The 14,448-nt window shown below is 56.5% G+C and carries 10 protein-coding genes; 9 read left to right on the plus strand and 1 reads right to left on the minus strand.

The window, feature by feature from the left end; all coding sequences use genetic code 11:
- Nucleotides 1–61: 61 nt before the first annotated feature.
- Nucleotides 62–1,585 (minus strand): IMP dehydrogenase, encoded by a 1,524-nt coding sequence (gene guaB / locus ACIPR4_RS15870; protein ID WP_013569678.1) that lies wholly within the window; start codon nt 1,583–1,585, stop codon nt 62–64.
- A gap of 309 nt (nt 1,586–1,894) precedes the next feature.
- Here guaB and ACIPR4_RS15875 point away from each other — a divergent pair, with 309 nt between their 5' ends.
- From ACIPR4_RS15875 to ACIPR4_RS15920, 9 genes are all read left to right on the plus strand, one after another.
- Nucleotides 1,895–2,584: an EAL domain-containing protein gene (locus ACIPR4_RS15875; protein WP_222829240.1), complete on the plus strand. Its 690-nt coding sequence runs from the start codon at nt 1,895–1,897 to the stop codon at nt 2,582–2,584.
- Between the two features lie 132 nt (nt 2,585–2,716).
- On the plus strand, nt 2,717–3,283 hold the full coding sequence (locus tag ACIPR4_RS15880) for a hypothetical protein (protein WP_041586139.1): 567 nt from the start codon (nt 2,717–2,719) through the stop codon (nt 3,281–3,283).
- A gap of 215 nt (nt 3,284–3,498) precedes the next feature.
- Entirely contained in the window at nt 3,499–4,086 is a 588-nt protein-coding gene (locus ACIPR4_RS15885; protein WP_013569681.1) for a ribosome maturation factor RimP, read from the plus strand.
- A 70-nt stretch (nt 4,087–4,156) separates the two neighbouring features.
- Entirely contained in the window at nt 4,157–5,845 is a 1,689-nt protein-coding gene (gene nusA, locus ACIPR4_RS15890) for a transcription termination factor NusA (protein ID WP_013569682.1), read from the plus strand.
- Nucleotides 5,846–5,991: 146 nt separating this feature from the next.
- Entirely contained in the window at nt 5,992–9,258 is a 3,267-nt protein-coding gene (gene infB / locus ACIPR4_RS15895) for a translation initiation factor IF-2 (protein ID WP_013569683.1), read from the plus strand.
- A 540-nt stretch (nt 9,259–9,798) separates the two neighbouring features.
- Nucleotides 9,799–10,683, plus strand: coding sequence for a tail fiber protein (locus ACIPR4_RS15900; RefSeq protein ID WP_013569684.1), 885 nt, complete (start codon nt 9,799–9,801; stop codon nt 10,681–10,683).
- Between the two features lie 40 nt (nt 10,684–10,723).
- A complete protein-coding gene (locus tag ACIPR4_RS15905) occupies nt 10,724–12,289 on the plus strand; it encodes a 3-coathanger stack domain-containing protein (protein WP_013569685.1) in 1,566 nt (521 codons plus the stop codon).
- Nucleotides 12,290–12,398: 109 nt separating this feature from the next.
- Nucleotides 12,399–13,136 (plus strand): HEAT repeat domain-containing protein, encoded by a 738-nt coding sequence (locus tag ACIPR4_RS15910; protein ID WP_013569686.1) that lies wholly within the window; start codon nt 12,399–12,401, stop codon nt 13,134–13,136.
- A 502-nt stretch (nt 13,137–13,638) separates the two neighbouring features.
- Entirely contained in the window at nt 13,639–14,445 is an 807-nt protein-coding gene (locus tag ACIPR4_RS15920; RefSeq protein WP_041586142.1) for a HEAT repeat domain-containing protein, read from the plus strand.
- The last annotated feature ends 3 nt before the right edge of the window (nt 14,446–14,448 follow it).

Below are 14,448 nucleotides of genomic sequence, written 5' to 3' on the forward strand. Positions count from 1 at the left end.
GCCTCGACAGAAGTTTACCCGGAGGATTCAGGCCGCGCGATGGGGATGTTATTCGACGTGCCTACTCAACGTGATAGTTCGGAGCTTCGCGCGTGATGATGACATCGTGCACGTGCGATTCGCGGAGGCCAGCGCCCGAGATACGAACGAAGCGGCCATTCTCCTGCAACTCAGGAATCGTGGAGCAGCCTAGGTATCCCATGCCCGAGCGGAGACCGCCGACGAGCTGAAAGACCATCGCCTCCAACGGTCCGCGATGCGGAACGCGACCTTCGATGCCTTCCGGCACGAACTTCGCAAGGCGGTTGCTCTGCGCGCTCTCGGGTGAGGTGATCGAACGCGGCGCCGTTCCTGCCGAGTTCAGATCGTCCTTGCCCTGGAAATAGCGCTCGCCCGATCCCTGCGCCATGGCGGAAAGCGAACCCATGCCGCGGTAGCTCTTGAAAGAACGGCCCTGATAGAGAATCATCTCGCCGGGAGACTCATCCACACCGGCGAAGAGCGAGCCGATCATGATAACGGAGGCTCCCGCTGCGATGGCCTTGGTGAGATCGCCAGAGTACTTGATCCCACCGTCGGCGATGATCGCAATGCCGCGCTCTTTGGCCGCGCGATACGCCTCGCTGATGGCCGTAATCTGCGGCATACCTGCACCGGTCACCATACGTGTCGTGCAGATCGAACCCGGTCCGATACCGACCTTGATGGCATCCGCTCCCGCTTCAATCAGAGCGAGGCAGCCGTCATAGGTGGCGACGTTTCCGGCGAGAAGATCGACATCCGGGAAGGCGCGTTTGCACTCGCGAACGGCTTCGAGCACACGCGAGGAATGACCATGTGCGCTGTCGATGGCAAGTGCGTCGACACGTGCGTCAATGAGGGCTGCGGCGCGTTCGAGGAAGTCGCCCGTCGCGCCGATAGCGGCAGCCACGCGGAGACGGCCCTGGTCGTCCTTGCAGGCGTTCGGGTACTTCAACTTCTTCTGAATATCTTTGACCGTGATGAGGCCCTTGAGTTCATAGGCGTCATTGACGACAAGGAGCTTCTCCACGCGATGCTGATGGAGGATGTGCTCTGCCTGCTCCAGGGTAGTGCCGACGGGGACGGTGATGAGGTTCTTCTTAGTCATCACTTCGGAGATCGGAATGTCCGTCTGCGAGATGAAGCGGAGATCGCGATTGGTCAGGATGCCGACAAGCTTCTTGCCCTGCGTCACGGGAACGCCGGAGATCTTGTAGCGGCGCATCACTTCCAGCGCATCGGCGATGGGACGTTCGGGCTCGATCGTCACGGGATCGACGATCATGCCCGATTCGGAGCGCTTGACCTTGTCGACTTCCTGCGCCTGCTGCTCGATGGAAAGATTGCGGTGAATAACTCCCATGCCTCCAGCCTGCGCCATGGCGATCGCCAGACGGCTCTCGGTGACGGTATCCATCGCAGCGGAGAGAAGGGGCGTATTTAGCGTGATGCGCTTGGTTAGGCGTGTGGACGTGCTGACCTGGGTTGGGACCACGTCGGAAAATGCGGGGACGAGAAGAACATCGTCGAATGTAAGGGCTTCAGGAACCGGATTCTGAATCATAAGGTTCAATCAAGTGTAGTCCAGTCTGGAAATGGTTGTATGCGGCGGAGATTTATACCACCGCAAAGCCGTTTGAACCGCCCCGCGCGAGGAAGATACCCGGAATCTCGATCTTCAATTCTGTTCTGACCAATCCCATTACTTTGGTTCCTGCAGAAACGATTGCCTCTGCCCGACTCTGGGCATTCAGTGGATACGCAGAAGCCTAGATTTGAAACAGGTTAGGTGCAATCTATGATTCTTGAGCCAACCTCCAACACCGGCTGTAGGGATTGTCGGGATGGAGTCGAAGAGCCATTTCCTTTTACCATGGCGTTTCAACCCATTGTTGACGTTGAAACGCGCACCGTCCGAACCTACGAGGCCCTGGTCCGCGGCCCAGAAAACCAGCCAGCGTCTGAAGTGCTCGCCATGGTCAATGAAAAAAATCGCTATGCCTTCGATCAGGCGTGCCGCGTGAAGGCCATTCGTCTGGCCTCAGAGCTGGGCATGGTGAAAACGGGAGCGCGCCTCGCCGTGAACTTCATGCCCGAGGCCATCTATAGCCCGTCAGGCTGCATTCAGAAAACTCTTCGGGCAGCACGGCAATACAAGTTCCCACTTGATCGGCTTATCTTCGAGATCACCGAACACGAGCCAGTTCGCAATACGGCCCACCTGAAGAGCATTATCAAGGAGTACAAGAAGCATGGTTTCGGGATCGCCCTGGATGACTTTGGCGCGGGGTATAACGGCCTGAGCCTGCTTGCCGAGTTGGATCCCGACATCGTCAAACTCGATGCGCGGCTTATCAAGGAGCTGCATCTGCGACCCCGGTCGCAGGCGATCGTGCGCGCCATGACTGAACTTTGCAAGTCTCTCGACATCACGGTCGTGGGCGAAGCCATAGAGACAGTGGAAGAGTGTGAGGCCCTCCAGGCCTGCGGCGTACACCTGATGCAGGGATTTTTCTTTGCCCAACCCCTCTTTGAGGGGTTGCCTGAAGTGACGTGGCGTTAGGCGCTTCCCAAACTTGTGCGATAAAGTTGGTGCATGCGTTTGAGTAAGGTTTTCGCTTTGGTAGTCTGTGCTCTTTCTGTAACTGCTGTGCGTGCGCAAGTGGGCGTATATCTCCTGGCGACTGGGCAGCATATGTCGAGCATTAACTACACGGACACGTTGAGTACGACAACGCCCCAGGCCACCGGAAGCGGACATATTTCGCCCTTGGGTTTTACGGGCGGTGTTTACTACGACTTCCACACCTTTGGTCCGATCCGGGTAGGCGCTGACCTGCGTGGTGGCATAACGTCGAGCCAGAAGAGCGCGCTTGGCGTGGAAAATGCCGCCGGCGGTCACGTAGGAACGGTGCTGGGCGGAGCCCGAGGCAGTTTGGCGACGCATATTGGGCCAGTGAAGGTCGACCCCTATGTTCAGGTCTCCTTCGGTCTGGTGCAGACCAACTACGGCATCTACACCCCTGTGGCCAACCAGGGAACGAACCGTCTGAACAACTTCGGTATGACGGGCTACCTTGGAGCGGATGTTCACCTGGCTCCCATCGCTTCCCTGCGCTTTGAGGGCGGATCGGGCGCTGTGCTCGCGGGATCGCGACCCAACAGCCTGAGTGGGCAGCGATACAGCGTCAGCTCCGGCGCAATTCCGCTGCAGACGTTCAGCATTGGGATTGTGTTCCATGGACGTCCACGGACCGATTAGGTCTTCACTTTCCTTCTGAGATCGGCGCCGCGCTCCAAGTGAGACCTCCTGACCGTACTTGAATTTGCATGCCTGACCACCTATACTGATTCATGCAGACGAACTTGCTGCCGCAGTAGGCGCGCCCTGAATGCACGGGCAGATGTGGCGGACGAGATGAGTGGGCGAAAGCCCACTTTTTATTTGCTCTAAAACGCACGAAAGGAGGCACGGCCATGGCCCTTGAACTCGACAAAATTCGCGATGCAGCCGACCGTGTCGCTGCCTCGCATCAGCTTGAAATCGTTGAGGTTTCCTTTACCGGTGCAGGCAAATTCAGCGCCCTGCAGATCTTCGTAGAGAAGAATGCCGAGGGACGCGCTGCCATGCTGCGCGAGGCGGAGACAGACGAGAGCAAAGCACTTCCCCGCGGTGTTCCCGTGGAAGCGCTTTCGGGCGTAACCCACCAGGATTGTGCGGCCTTTGCCACCGATTTCGGAACGCTTCTGGACGTGGAAGAGCTGGTTCCGGGAACGACCGAGTACACGCTGGAAGTCTCTTCTCCAGGCATTGAACGCAAGCTCTTCAAAACGGCCGACTACGAACGCTTCGCTGGCAGCCTGGTCACGCTGAAGACCTTCCAGGCGATCAACGGCACAAAGAACTTTACCGGGCGGATGACGTTTACGGACGGCACCGCCACCCTGGACCTTGCCGCCGTGAAGGCCAAGGGAAAGAAAAAAGGAACAAAGGCTGAGGCTCCGCAGACGGTTGAAATTCCCTTCAATGCCATCGAAAAAGCCCAGCTTGTGGCGGAAATTTAAACGCCGAAACCGGTTCTAGTAAGACGACACGCTCCACACAACTGAATAGAAGGTTTTGAGGTAACAGACCATGGCAAGCGCACTGTATCAAGCAATTGAATTGATGAGCCGGGACAAAGGGATTGACCCGCAGATCGTTGTGGGCGCGGTAGAAGACGCGATCGCACTGGCAACACGCAAGTTTTACAAAACGCAGGAGAATATGCGCGGCGAGTTCGACAAGGAGTCGGGCGAGATTCGCGCGTATGTCTATAAGACAGTCGTTGAAGGTGCGGAGCAGGTCGAGGACGCCGAGAACCAGCTCACGCTGGATCAGGCGAAAGAACTCGCTGGAGAAGTAGAAGTAGGCGCGGAACTGCGCTTCTACAAGGACACGTCGCCTTTGGGCCGCATCGCCGCCCAGATGGCAAAGCAGGTCATCTTCCAGAAGGTCCGCGAAGCCGAGCGCGACACGGTCTTCAACGAGTACAACCACCGCGTCGGCGAGATCCTGAACGCCACGGTGAAGCGCGTCGAGCCGATGGACGTCATCGTGGACCTGGACAAGGCCGAAGCCCGCATGCCGAAGCGCGAGCAGTCGCGCCTGGAGCAGTTCGCCGTCGGCGAGCGCATCCGTGTTGCTTTGATCCGTGTGGATCGTGCTGCCAAGGGACCGCAGGTGATCGTCAGCCGCGCCGCTCCTTCGCTCGTGCAAAATCTTTTCCAATCCGAGGTCCCGGAGATCTACGATGGCACCGTCATGATTCGTGCCATTGCTCGTGAAGCCGGAGAGCGTACCAAGATTGCCGTCGTCTCGCGCGACAAGGATGTCGATCCGGTCGGCGCCTGCGTGGGCATGAAGGGGATGCGCGTGCAGTCGATCATCCGCGAACTGCGCGGCGAAAAGATCGACATTATCGAGTTCTCCGAAGAGATTACGACCTTTGCCGAAAAGGCCCTGCAGCCTGCCAAGGTCGCCCGCGTGTCGATTACAGACCTCGCGGAGAAGCAGATCGAAGTGATTGTGGACGACACGCAACTCTCGCTCGCGATCGGGAAAAAAGGACAGAATGTTCGCCTTGCAGCCAAGCTCCTCGGCTGGAAGATCGACATCAAGAGCGAGGAAGAGAAGCGCCAGGAGGTCGAGCAGCAGATGTCGGCCATGCAGGGTGCGCCTCAGACTCCGATCGAACAGGTTACCGAACTGGGCGAGTCTGTTCTGGAGAAGCTGATCGCGGCGGGAATCACCACCGTGGAGAGCCTTGCGGACATGACGGCGGAAGAGCTGGAAGAGGTTCCCGGAATCGGCGAGAAGTCCGTCGAGAAGATTACGGTCGCGGTTCGCCACTACTTCGGTCAGTACGAAGAGGGTGAAGAGCGTCCGGCTGCTGCGGCAGAAGCCGCATCGACCGATGTTGCGCCTGCCGCGGAAGAAGCATCTGATGTCGAGACGGCCGAAGTGGATACGACCCTGGCCGAATCTGCAGACGAATCCTTGGAAGAGAACGCCGAGGATGAGGAGAGTTCCATGAGCAAGACACCGGAAGAGATCTTTGCGGCGGAGAACGCGGGTACGGGCAATGTCCCGATCGAAGTCGATGAGTCGACCGAGGACATCCTGGACGAGGAAGATCGCGCCTCCAACGAAGACGGATTTAGCGATGCGGACAACCGCGAGGGAGACATTGAACTGGACAACCAGACGATGGACGACCTGGTGGCTGAATCGCAGGAAATTTCAGACGAAACGATCGACTCGGATGAGCACGACCGTGGTTAGCCTGATCGCTAGCCACACCGTGCTTTCCGCTGGAAATAGTCCGTTAGTTGCATTTTCGGGCGATAATAAATTTATAGGCCTTCTAAACCTGCACCGCGGAGCCGCTATGACGCGTTGAGGGTGCAGGGGAACAAAACGAGGATTGATTGAGCAAAGTACGCATTAACGATCTGGCACGCGAGCTGGAAGTGAAGAGCAAATCCATTCTGGATGCTCTGACGGCTGTGGGCGTGGCAGAAAAAAAGACCCATTCGAGCTCCATTGAAGCCGGCGAAGCCGAGCTCGTGCGACGCCACATCACCGGTGGCTCGTCCAACTCTCGTTCGTCCTCCTCCGCCTCCGACACACGCGGACGGATCGATCTCTCCAAGGCCTCCAAACCGGGAGACATCGCGCGCGCTATCCTCGAGCGCAAACAGGCAGAAGCTGCAGGTGCCTCTGCACCTCCCTTTGCTCAGCGCCCTGTCGTAGCACGGCCTCCCGTGGTGGCTGTACCACCACCGTCCGCTCCGCCCGTCGCCGTAGCGCCAACGCCTGTGGTGGCAACTCCTCCTCCCTCTGCGCCTGTTGTGGCAAGGCCCGTAGTGACTCCTCCTGCGGCCCCCGCACCGCCTGTCGTTGTGGCTCACCCTGCTGCGCCAGTACCTCCGCCAGCTCCTGTCGTCGCTCCTCCGACACGCGCACCCAACACGCAGCCGGTCATGCCGACGCTGACGTTCTCCTCGGAGCGCACCTCGTCTGCACCGCAGACGACAGGTCGCCGCATCGTTCCGCAGACGCGCGCCGCTTCGCCGGTCATCGTTGCACCGGCACCTGCGATTGCCTCCCGCGTTCCGATGGGAACGGTCGTTGTGAAAGCGCCGGTTGCTCCTGCAGCTGGAACCGTTCCTCCGAAGCCGGTGGCAGCGACTCCCGTTCCGGAGCCTGTCGCAGAAGTGGCAGCTCCACCACCGCCGCCTCCCGTTGTGGACGCTCCGCCGGTGCGTCGCGTGATTATGCCGCAGACTGGCCCGCGTCCCGTTTACACAGCGCCCCCTGGAGCGGCACCTGTCGCTCCGCGTGGACGTCCCATCTTCCAGCGCCCCGGCGCAAGTGGCCCCGGCAGCACAGGTGGATATCAAGGCAATCGTGGACCGATGGGTCCCGGCGGTCCCAGCAGCGGCGCCGGCGGACCGATGGGTCCCGGCGGAGTTCGCCGTCCCATGCATCCCACACGCACTTATCCGGGTGGACCGCCTCCTGGAGCACCGGGTGCGCGTCCCTTCACGCCTGGCGGACGTCCCGGTTTCGGTGCACGCCCCGGATTTGGCGGACCGCCCCGTCCAGGTGGCGGCTTAGGCGCGCCTGGCGATATGGCCGGAGCTCCAAAGCCGGGTATGCGTCCAGCAGCACGCAAGGGCGCAGCAGGTAAGAAGCGTTACGAGAAGAGCAAGGAAGGCCCGATGAAGGGCTTTGCGCCACCGTCTCGTTTTGGTGGACCGCAGATTCCGCAGGGAGAAGTGCCGATCACGCGCACCATTACCGTGACCGAAGGCATCTCCGTAAAGGACCTTGCCGAGAAGTTGGAAGTACGCGGTAAAGATCTCATCGCCATGCTCCTGATGCGCGGCATTTTCGTCACCGTGAACCAGTCGCTCGACAACGAGCTGGTCAAGGGCATCGCCGCAGCATTCGGCGCGGACGCCCAGATCATCTCCGTCGAAGAGCAGCTTGAGAACGAAGCAATCGAGGGCCTGCTCGAAGACACTACCGGCATGATCGAGATCACGCGTCCCCCCGTCGTTACGGTCATGGGACACGTCGATCACGGCAAAACATCACTCCTCGATGCGATTCGCTCTACCGACGTCGCCAGCGGCGAAGCCGGCGGCATTACGCAGCACATCGGCGCGTACAAGGTGCACGTCACGAAGCCGGACTCTCCTGCCTTTGGCCGCGAGATCGTCTTCCTGGATACGCCTGGTCACGAAGCCTTCACGCGCATGCGTGCACGCGGAGCGAAGGTCACGGACATCGTCGTCGTGGTGGTTGCAGCGGATGACGGCGTGATGCCGCAGACGATTGAAGCCATCGATCACGCGAAGGCGGCGAATGTGCCGATCATCGTTGCGGTCAACAAGATCGACAAACCCGGTGCGGATCCGTCGCGCGTCAAGCAGCAGCTTGCCGAGCGTGGCCTGCAGTCGGAAGATCTCGGCGGCACCACGGTCTTCGTGGAAGTCTCCGCGAAGAAGCGCATCGGTCTCGATCTCCTGGAGGAGATGATCCTGCTCACAGCGGATCTCGCCAACCTGAGAGCGATCCCCGAGCGTCCCGCAGTCGGTACGGTCATTGAAGCCAAGCTGGATCGCGGTCGCGGTGCAGTCGCCTCCATCCTCGTACAGAACGGAACCCTGAAGACGGGCGACAGCTACATCGTCGGCAACACCTTCGGTAAGATCCGCGCCATGTTCGACGATCGCGGACGTCCGATCGAATCCGCTGGACCTTCGACCCCGGTCGAGATCCTCGGTCTCGAAGGCATCCCGGACGCCGGTGACACGTTCATCGTCATGAGCGATCGCGACAAGGCCAAGGGCATCGCACAGTACCGCAAGATGAAAGAGCGCGAGGCGCAGCTTGCCAAGAGCAGCCGCGTCTCTCTGGAAGGTCTTGCCGAACAGATCAAGCAGGCAGGCGTCAAGGACCTCAACATCATCCTCAAGGGCGATGTGCAGGGTTCGGTCGAAGTTCTGGCAGACAGCCTGCAGCGCATGTCGACCGAGAAGGTACGCGTTCGCGTTCTTCACTCGGGCGTCGGCGCCATCACGGAGTCGGATATCCTTCTCGCCTCTGCCTCGAACGCGGTCGTTATCGGCTTCAACGTTCGTCCGGAGCGCAAGGCACAGGAGCTCTCCGAAGCCGAGAACGTCGAGATTCGTCTGCACTCGATCATCTACGAGCTTCAGGACGAGATCACGAAGGCGATGCTTGGTCTGCTCGACCCCGTGTTCAAGGAAAACTACCTTGGCCGCGCGGAAGTGCTCAACGTCTTCAAGATCACGAAGGTCGGCCAGATCGCCGGTTCCATCGTTCGCGACGGCGTCATCCAGCGCAATGCGCAGATTCGCCTGATGCGCGATGGCGTGGAGATCTACAAGGGCAAGATCGCCAACCTGAAGCGCTTCAAGGAAGATGTGAAGGAAGTCACCAGCGGCATGGAGTGCGGTATCGACCTCGGCAGCTGGAAAGACATCCGCGTCGGGGACACGATCGATGCCTTCGCCACGGAGAAGATGGCGGACGATCTCGGAGGCAACACCGCCGAGATCAAGAAGGCAGCAGCCAAGGCTGCGGCGAAGGAAGCCGCAGACAAGGTCGCCGAAGATGCCGCCAAGGCCGCAAAAGAAGCAGCCGAGACGACCAACGCATAACGCTCTTCTCCAAATCAACGCAAGGCCGGGATCATCTCCCGGCCTTTTTGTTTGTGCGCTATTGATTCTTCAAAATGGCGATTTAATAGGTTCTAGATGAATGGCGTTTTGTAAGTGCCGATCGAAGCGCAGCTACAGGAGAAGCTAAACAGCGCGAAGCTGAATTATATCTAGATAGCGTTGCAATTCCCTATTCGGGAATCTTCAAAAAAATCATCGGTTATTAAGTTGTTCGCGCGTGTTGCTCATCATAAGCTCGGCAACTGAGTTACAAGAATCTCTTCGAGGATCTCCGATGCGTGTAGAACTGCAAATCACTTTTCTGTCTCTGATCTTTACAACAAGCGTCATAGCGCAGAGCACGTTGCCCGCCAGCGTAATGCCAAATTGGAAGTAACTCTCCTTCTATGAGAAAGCCACGCAGGATAAGTTGCGCACGCAAATACCATTTCGCTAACTGCAATGGGTGTGGAAAGCGACCGCTGCAACCAAAGGCGGAGATATAAATTAACGTCACCGCAATGGGAAGGAATCGAATAGATGACAAAGTACATGAAGCTTGCATGGCTGGCCTTGGCCCTCATGACTGCGGACACGGCCGCGACACAAACATATAACGGTACCGCATTCACTTTGGCCCCGCCCAGCGGTGTTGGTCCCGGCCAATTCATCAACGGGAACGGAGATGCCGCAACCTTCTCAACCGTCGATAACGAAATTGATAGCTGGTGGGGGTTAGGAATCAAGTCTCAGTGTTGTAGTAACTACGTTGGTTATGGGATTGTGTTTGATGCTCGGGCTGGTTCTATCTATACACAGGGCAACGTCGGGATCGGCACGACGACGCCTGGACTGTATCCATTATTCGTCAAGAATAGCGGTCACTGGCAGTTGCTAAATCTGCAAAACCCATCAACTTCCCCTGGTGCGGCTGTTATTCAATTTGATAGGAGTGCCGCAACGGCCAATCCGGCTGTTTGGACAGTCGGATACTCAGACTATAACGCCGGGGACTGGCCTCTTGGCTTTACCGTTATGGATGCCACCAGCGGCTCTAACCTGACAAGACTATTGATCAATGCATCAGGCAATGTTGGCATAGGCACGACGAGCCCTCAATATAAGTTATCCGTCAACGGCACGATTCAAGCGAAAGAAGTCCTCGTGAACACCGGATGGGCGGACTACGTGTTCCAACCGAATTATCGAGTCAGGCCATTAGCCGAAGTCGCGGCGTTTATTAAAGCGAATCACCATCTTCCGGATATCCCATCGGAGTCGGAAGTCAAAGAGAACGGCGTGAGCCTGGGCGACATGCAGGCGAAGCTCCTGGCAAAGATTGAAGAGCTGACGCTGCAGATGATTCAACTCGACAAGAAAAACAGGGCGCTCGCGAAAAAAGTGGCACAACTCAAAGGCCGTTAGGTCTCCAGATCCGGGAAGAACAGTGGAAAGGATTCGCGTCATGGAACATCTCTCATCCGCTTCACTTGTATGGATCAGGCGCTCTCGTCCGGGACTCTTGATCCTGGCTCTCGCCGTTTCGTGCATCCGTTGCTTTGGACAACTACCCGCCGATCTGGACCTACCGTCCGAGACGGTGACCTCCGGCTCTTCCGTGTTTCAAGCTTCAAATTCCATCACAAGCAGCGCCAGTTTTGTGGTGCAGGATTCGGCAACCGTCACTCTCACCGCAGGCAGTTCCATTCGAATTGAACCAGGATTTGACGCTATAGCCGGTACCGCACCCTTTACCTTTTTTGCAGTCATCGACCCAAACGTAGGCCAAGGGCCACCCGACGAAGGGAATGGACCGCCCAGTATCCCCTTTTCGTACACAGCACCAGACCACGCCCCCAGCTGTGACAACATCTCCGGCCAGTGGATCGATTCCGATAATGTTGGCAACTCTATCGGTTGGGATCTGAATCAGAGCGGCTCCTCTATCACCGGAACGCTTTCCTTTGACGACTATCGCGACTTTGGAGCGGGATTAACATATTGCGGTACGATAAACTACTCCGCGTCAGGTGTTTCCAATGGCAATTCCTACTCTCTGTCTGCCGTCAATCCCGTGCCATCCATCGATAGTTGCGGTCTTCCACTAGCTCCTTCGGAAACTGAAACGGTCACGCTGTCTGGTCAGGCCTGCGGCAGCGGAAATGGCGCATACACCATTGCAGGAGGCGGTCCCACGCAGGGCCTCTCCCGCGCCGCTCCTACTTCAGCCAGCGCGAGAAGTAAAAGAGTTATGAGTGCATCGGTGCGACCAGCCTTAACAAGTGGTGTCTCTACGTGGACGACCTACAGTCCGCGCTTCAATGTCTCTTATTCCACGTACATTCCCGTGGACCATATCGCTGGGCCTACACCCTGTTATGTCTACCCTGGTAACGGCCAGGAACCATTTCCGTATTGGCCTTTATATTATAAAGGCGATGCAAATCGTGGTACCTATCGCACCACCCAGGCGATCTTCGTTGTTCCGGACAAACAAGTCGATAATAACTTCTATGTGGATGCTGGCGCCACACGGAATTACAGCAGGGGGTCACCTGCAAATGGTCCGAATGCGAATCTCTCATCTGTTCCCGCCAGTCCCAATATCTATGACGGTCCCTATGTCGGTGCCGACGAAGACAACAAGCAGTATGATTGTCTACTTTGGAATGACAGAGGTAAGGCAAACCTCACCACGATGCAAACTCATAGCGTCTCATTTCCCGGAGGCCACCAAGCAGTAGTCACTTTAAGCGGATTGGGCCAAGATCCTCTTGAGCCCCAACTCGGTGGAATTAAGTGGAACGGGACTATTACATTGGACACCACTGACCCGAACAATCCAACGGCTCAGGCGGCAATATCCCATACATGTTACCCAGCACATATTGTGAAGGTTAATGGTGTAACAATTATCGATGACAACAAGGTTACAAATACCACAGGGAATCTATTCAAATGCTTAGCAGACCCGACCCACGCAACATGGAAAACTACGACTACGGGCGCTATCCCCGTACCAAGCCACTAGAACTTAGAAGACGACATCTTTCACGGAAAGCAGAAGATCTATGACAATTCTGAGGACCGTTGGTCTGTTCATACTATTCGCGATGTCGGCTTCTGCTCAGGAGACCCCGATGCATGAACGATATCGAAAGATACTCACCCAGCCGGGCGGAAACCTCGCCAAAATGGACGAAGTCTACGGCGATGTAAACGAAGTCACGGTTGGGGCATTATCGCAGGCTGAAGTCGGCACGATACTTCCTTTGGCCTTTCAGTGTGTCCACTCTCCGAATAGGGAGACCAGCGAAGCTGGATTCAACTTTCTTATCGGTGTAATGATTCGACTGGACAGTGCCAAATTATTGGCACCTTATATCGATGAGCTGGGAAAACTGTTAGATGAAAAAGACAATTCTCGGCGACAGCTAGTTTTTCTCATACTCGGAAGTCTGAACCCCAAACCCCCAGAAAAAGCGATCGAATACCTGAAGGCCAGTCTGGAGAACACTCGCAATTCCAACGAAGAAGCTTTAGCCATTGCGGCATGCTTGTTGAGAGCCGCCCCCACTGACGCTCCGACCGTGCATAGAGTATTAGCGTTTGTGTCGGCTCATCCCGACGCCGTTTTAACAAACGGTGTGATACGCCAGCTTGGGCTGAGCAGGATACGGCTTCCGGAGGCTGTGAACTTTATCTCGACCAATCTCGATCAAGAGGATGAAGGCTTTCGTGCCTCGGCTGTCGATGCCGCATCTCGGTTAGACAAGGAGACAAGAGCACAGATTTCTTCTCAGTTGAAACGGATTGCTTCCGATCCCAAAGAATCGCAGTATGTGCGTCAACAAGCAACAGAGGCTGTGAAGCCGTAGCCGAGCTTCCATGAAATTTATGAACCCAACACCCTCAGCCCGCATTATCAGCTCTCTCGAAGCATTAGGCATTTGTTGGTTGGTATCTTCTATAGCTCCCGGGCTATACAGTCTGGACGCCAGGGTAACATTTTATTTCTTTTTTGGAGCTTGCCCTTCTTTGCGACTGGCTGGGCATTGGTCGGCATACCCATGTTCATGTTGGGCAATAGGATCTTCAAAATTCCAAAGATAATTCTTGGTCTCGTCGGAGGAATTGCTGGAGCCTCTGTCACGCTACTCCCGACAGTGATCCTCTGGACGATTTCTTTAGGTAGAGAACATTTCAAATTGGACTGGGCTTACATGAGAGGCTGGCCGCTTTTTGGCGGCTGCATTGGGGCTGCAGGATTGATTCTTTACAGTTGGCGACTTGCACGAGCTATTCGGCAGACAAGGGCCAAGCTTAAAACTGATTGAGCTCGACGCTGAAATCAGTCCATACTGTACTTCACAAAGGCCTATGAGAACGATCAAGATTTTCGGTTTGCTTATGCTCTTCGCGATCTCGGCTTCTGCTCAGGAGACGTCGATGCATGAACGGTATCGCAAGATACTCAACCTGCTGGCCGGAAGCCTCACAAAAATGGACAAACTCTACGGACATGTAAACGAAATCACGGTTGGGGCATTGTCGCAGACGGAAGTAGGCGCGGTACTTCCTTTGGCCTTTCAGTGTGTTCACTCTCCAGATGATGAGATTGTCGAAGCTGGATACGACTTTCTCATCAGCGTAATGCTCCGATTTGATAGCGCCGGTTTATTAGGACCTTATATCGATGACTTAGGGAAACTCGCAGAGGAGAAAGATAACTCTCGGCGGCAACTCGTTCTTCTTATTCTCGGCAGCTTAAAACCGAAACTCCCGGAAAAGGCTATCGAATACCTTAAGGCCAATTTGGAGAGCACTCGCAATTCGAATCAGGAAACCTTGGTCATTGCGGCAAGTCTGCTGCAAGCGGCCCGCACTGACGCTCCGACCGTGCATAGAGTGCTTCTAGTGGTGTCCAGTCGCTCGGACGCCGACCTTACGAGCAGTGTGATACGCCAGCTTGGCTTGAGCAGAATTCGACTTCCGGAGGCTGTGAATTTTATCTCATCCAACCTCAATCAAGAGGATGAGTTCCTGCGCGCCTCAGCTGTTGATGCCGCATCTCGGCTGGATAAGGACACGAGAGCACAGTTTTCTTCGCAGCTAAACCGGATTGCTTCCGATCCCAAAGAAACACAGTATGTGCGTCAACAAGCAGCCGAAGCTCTGAAGCCATAACGC

The sequence above is a fragment of the Terriglobus saanensis SP1PR4 genome (genome assembly GCF_000179915.2).
In the GTDB taxonomy this organism is placed as follows: domain Bacteria; phylum Acidobacteriota; class Terriglobia; order Terriglobales; family Acidobacteriaceae; genus Terriglobus; species Terriglobus saanensis.

Coding starts and splice junctions, on each gene's coding strand:
- guaB (WP_013569678.1), bottom strand. CDS start 1,585: ATGATTCAGAATCCGGTTCCTGAAGCCCTTACATTCGACGATGTTCTT.
- ACIPR4_RS15875 (WP_222829240.1), top strand. CDS start 1,895: ATGGCGTTTCAACCCATTGTTGACGTTGAAACGCGCACCGTCCGAACC.
- ACIPR4_RS15880 (WP_041586139.1), top strand. CDS start 2,717: ATGTCGAGCATTAACTACACGGACACGTTGAGTACGACAACGCCCCAG.
- ACIPR4_RS15885 (WP_013569681.1), top strand. CDS start 3,499: ATGGCCCTTGAACTCGACAAAATTCGCGATGCAGCCGACCGTGTCGCT.
- nusA (WP_013569682.1), top strand. CDS start 4,157: ATGGCAAGCGCACTGTATCAAGCAATTGAATTGATGAGCCGGGACAAA.
- ACIPR4_RS15900 (WP_013569684.1), top strand. CDS start 9,799: ATGACAAAGTACATGAAGCTTGCATGGCTGGCCTTGGCCCTCATGACT.
- ACIPR4_RS15905 (WP_013569685.1), top strand. CDS start 10,724: ATGGAACATCTCTCATCCGCTTCACTTGTATGGATCAGGCGCTCTCGT.
- ACIPR4_RS15910 (WP_013569686.1), top strand. CDS start 12,399: ATGCATGAACGATATCGAAAGATACTCACCCAGCCGGGCGGAAACCTC.
- ACIPR4_RS15920 (WP_041586142.1), top strand. CDS start 13,639: ATGAGAACGATCAAGATTTTCGGTTTGCTTATGCTCTTCGCGATCTCG.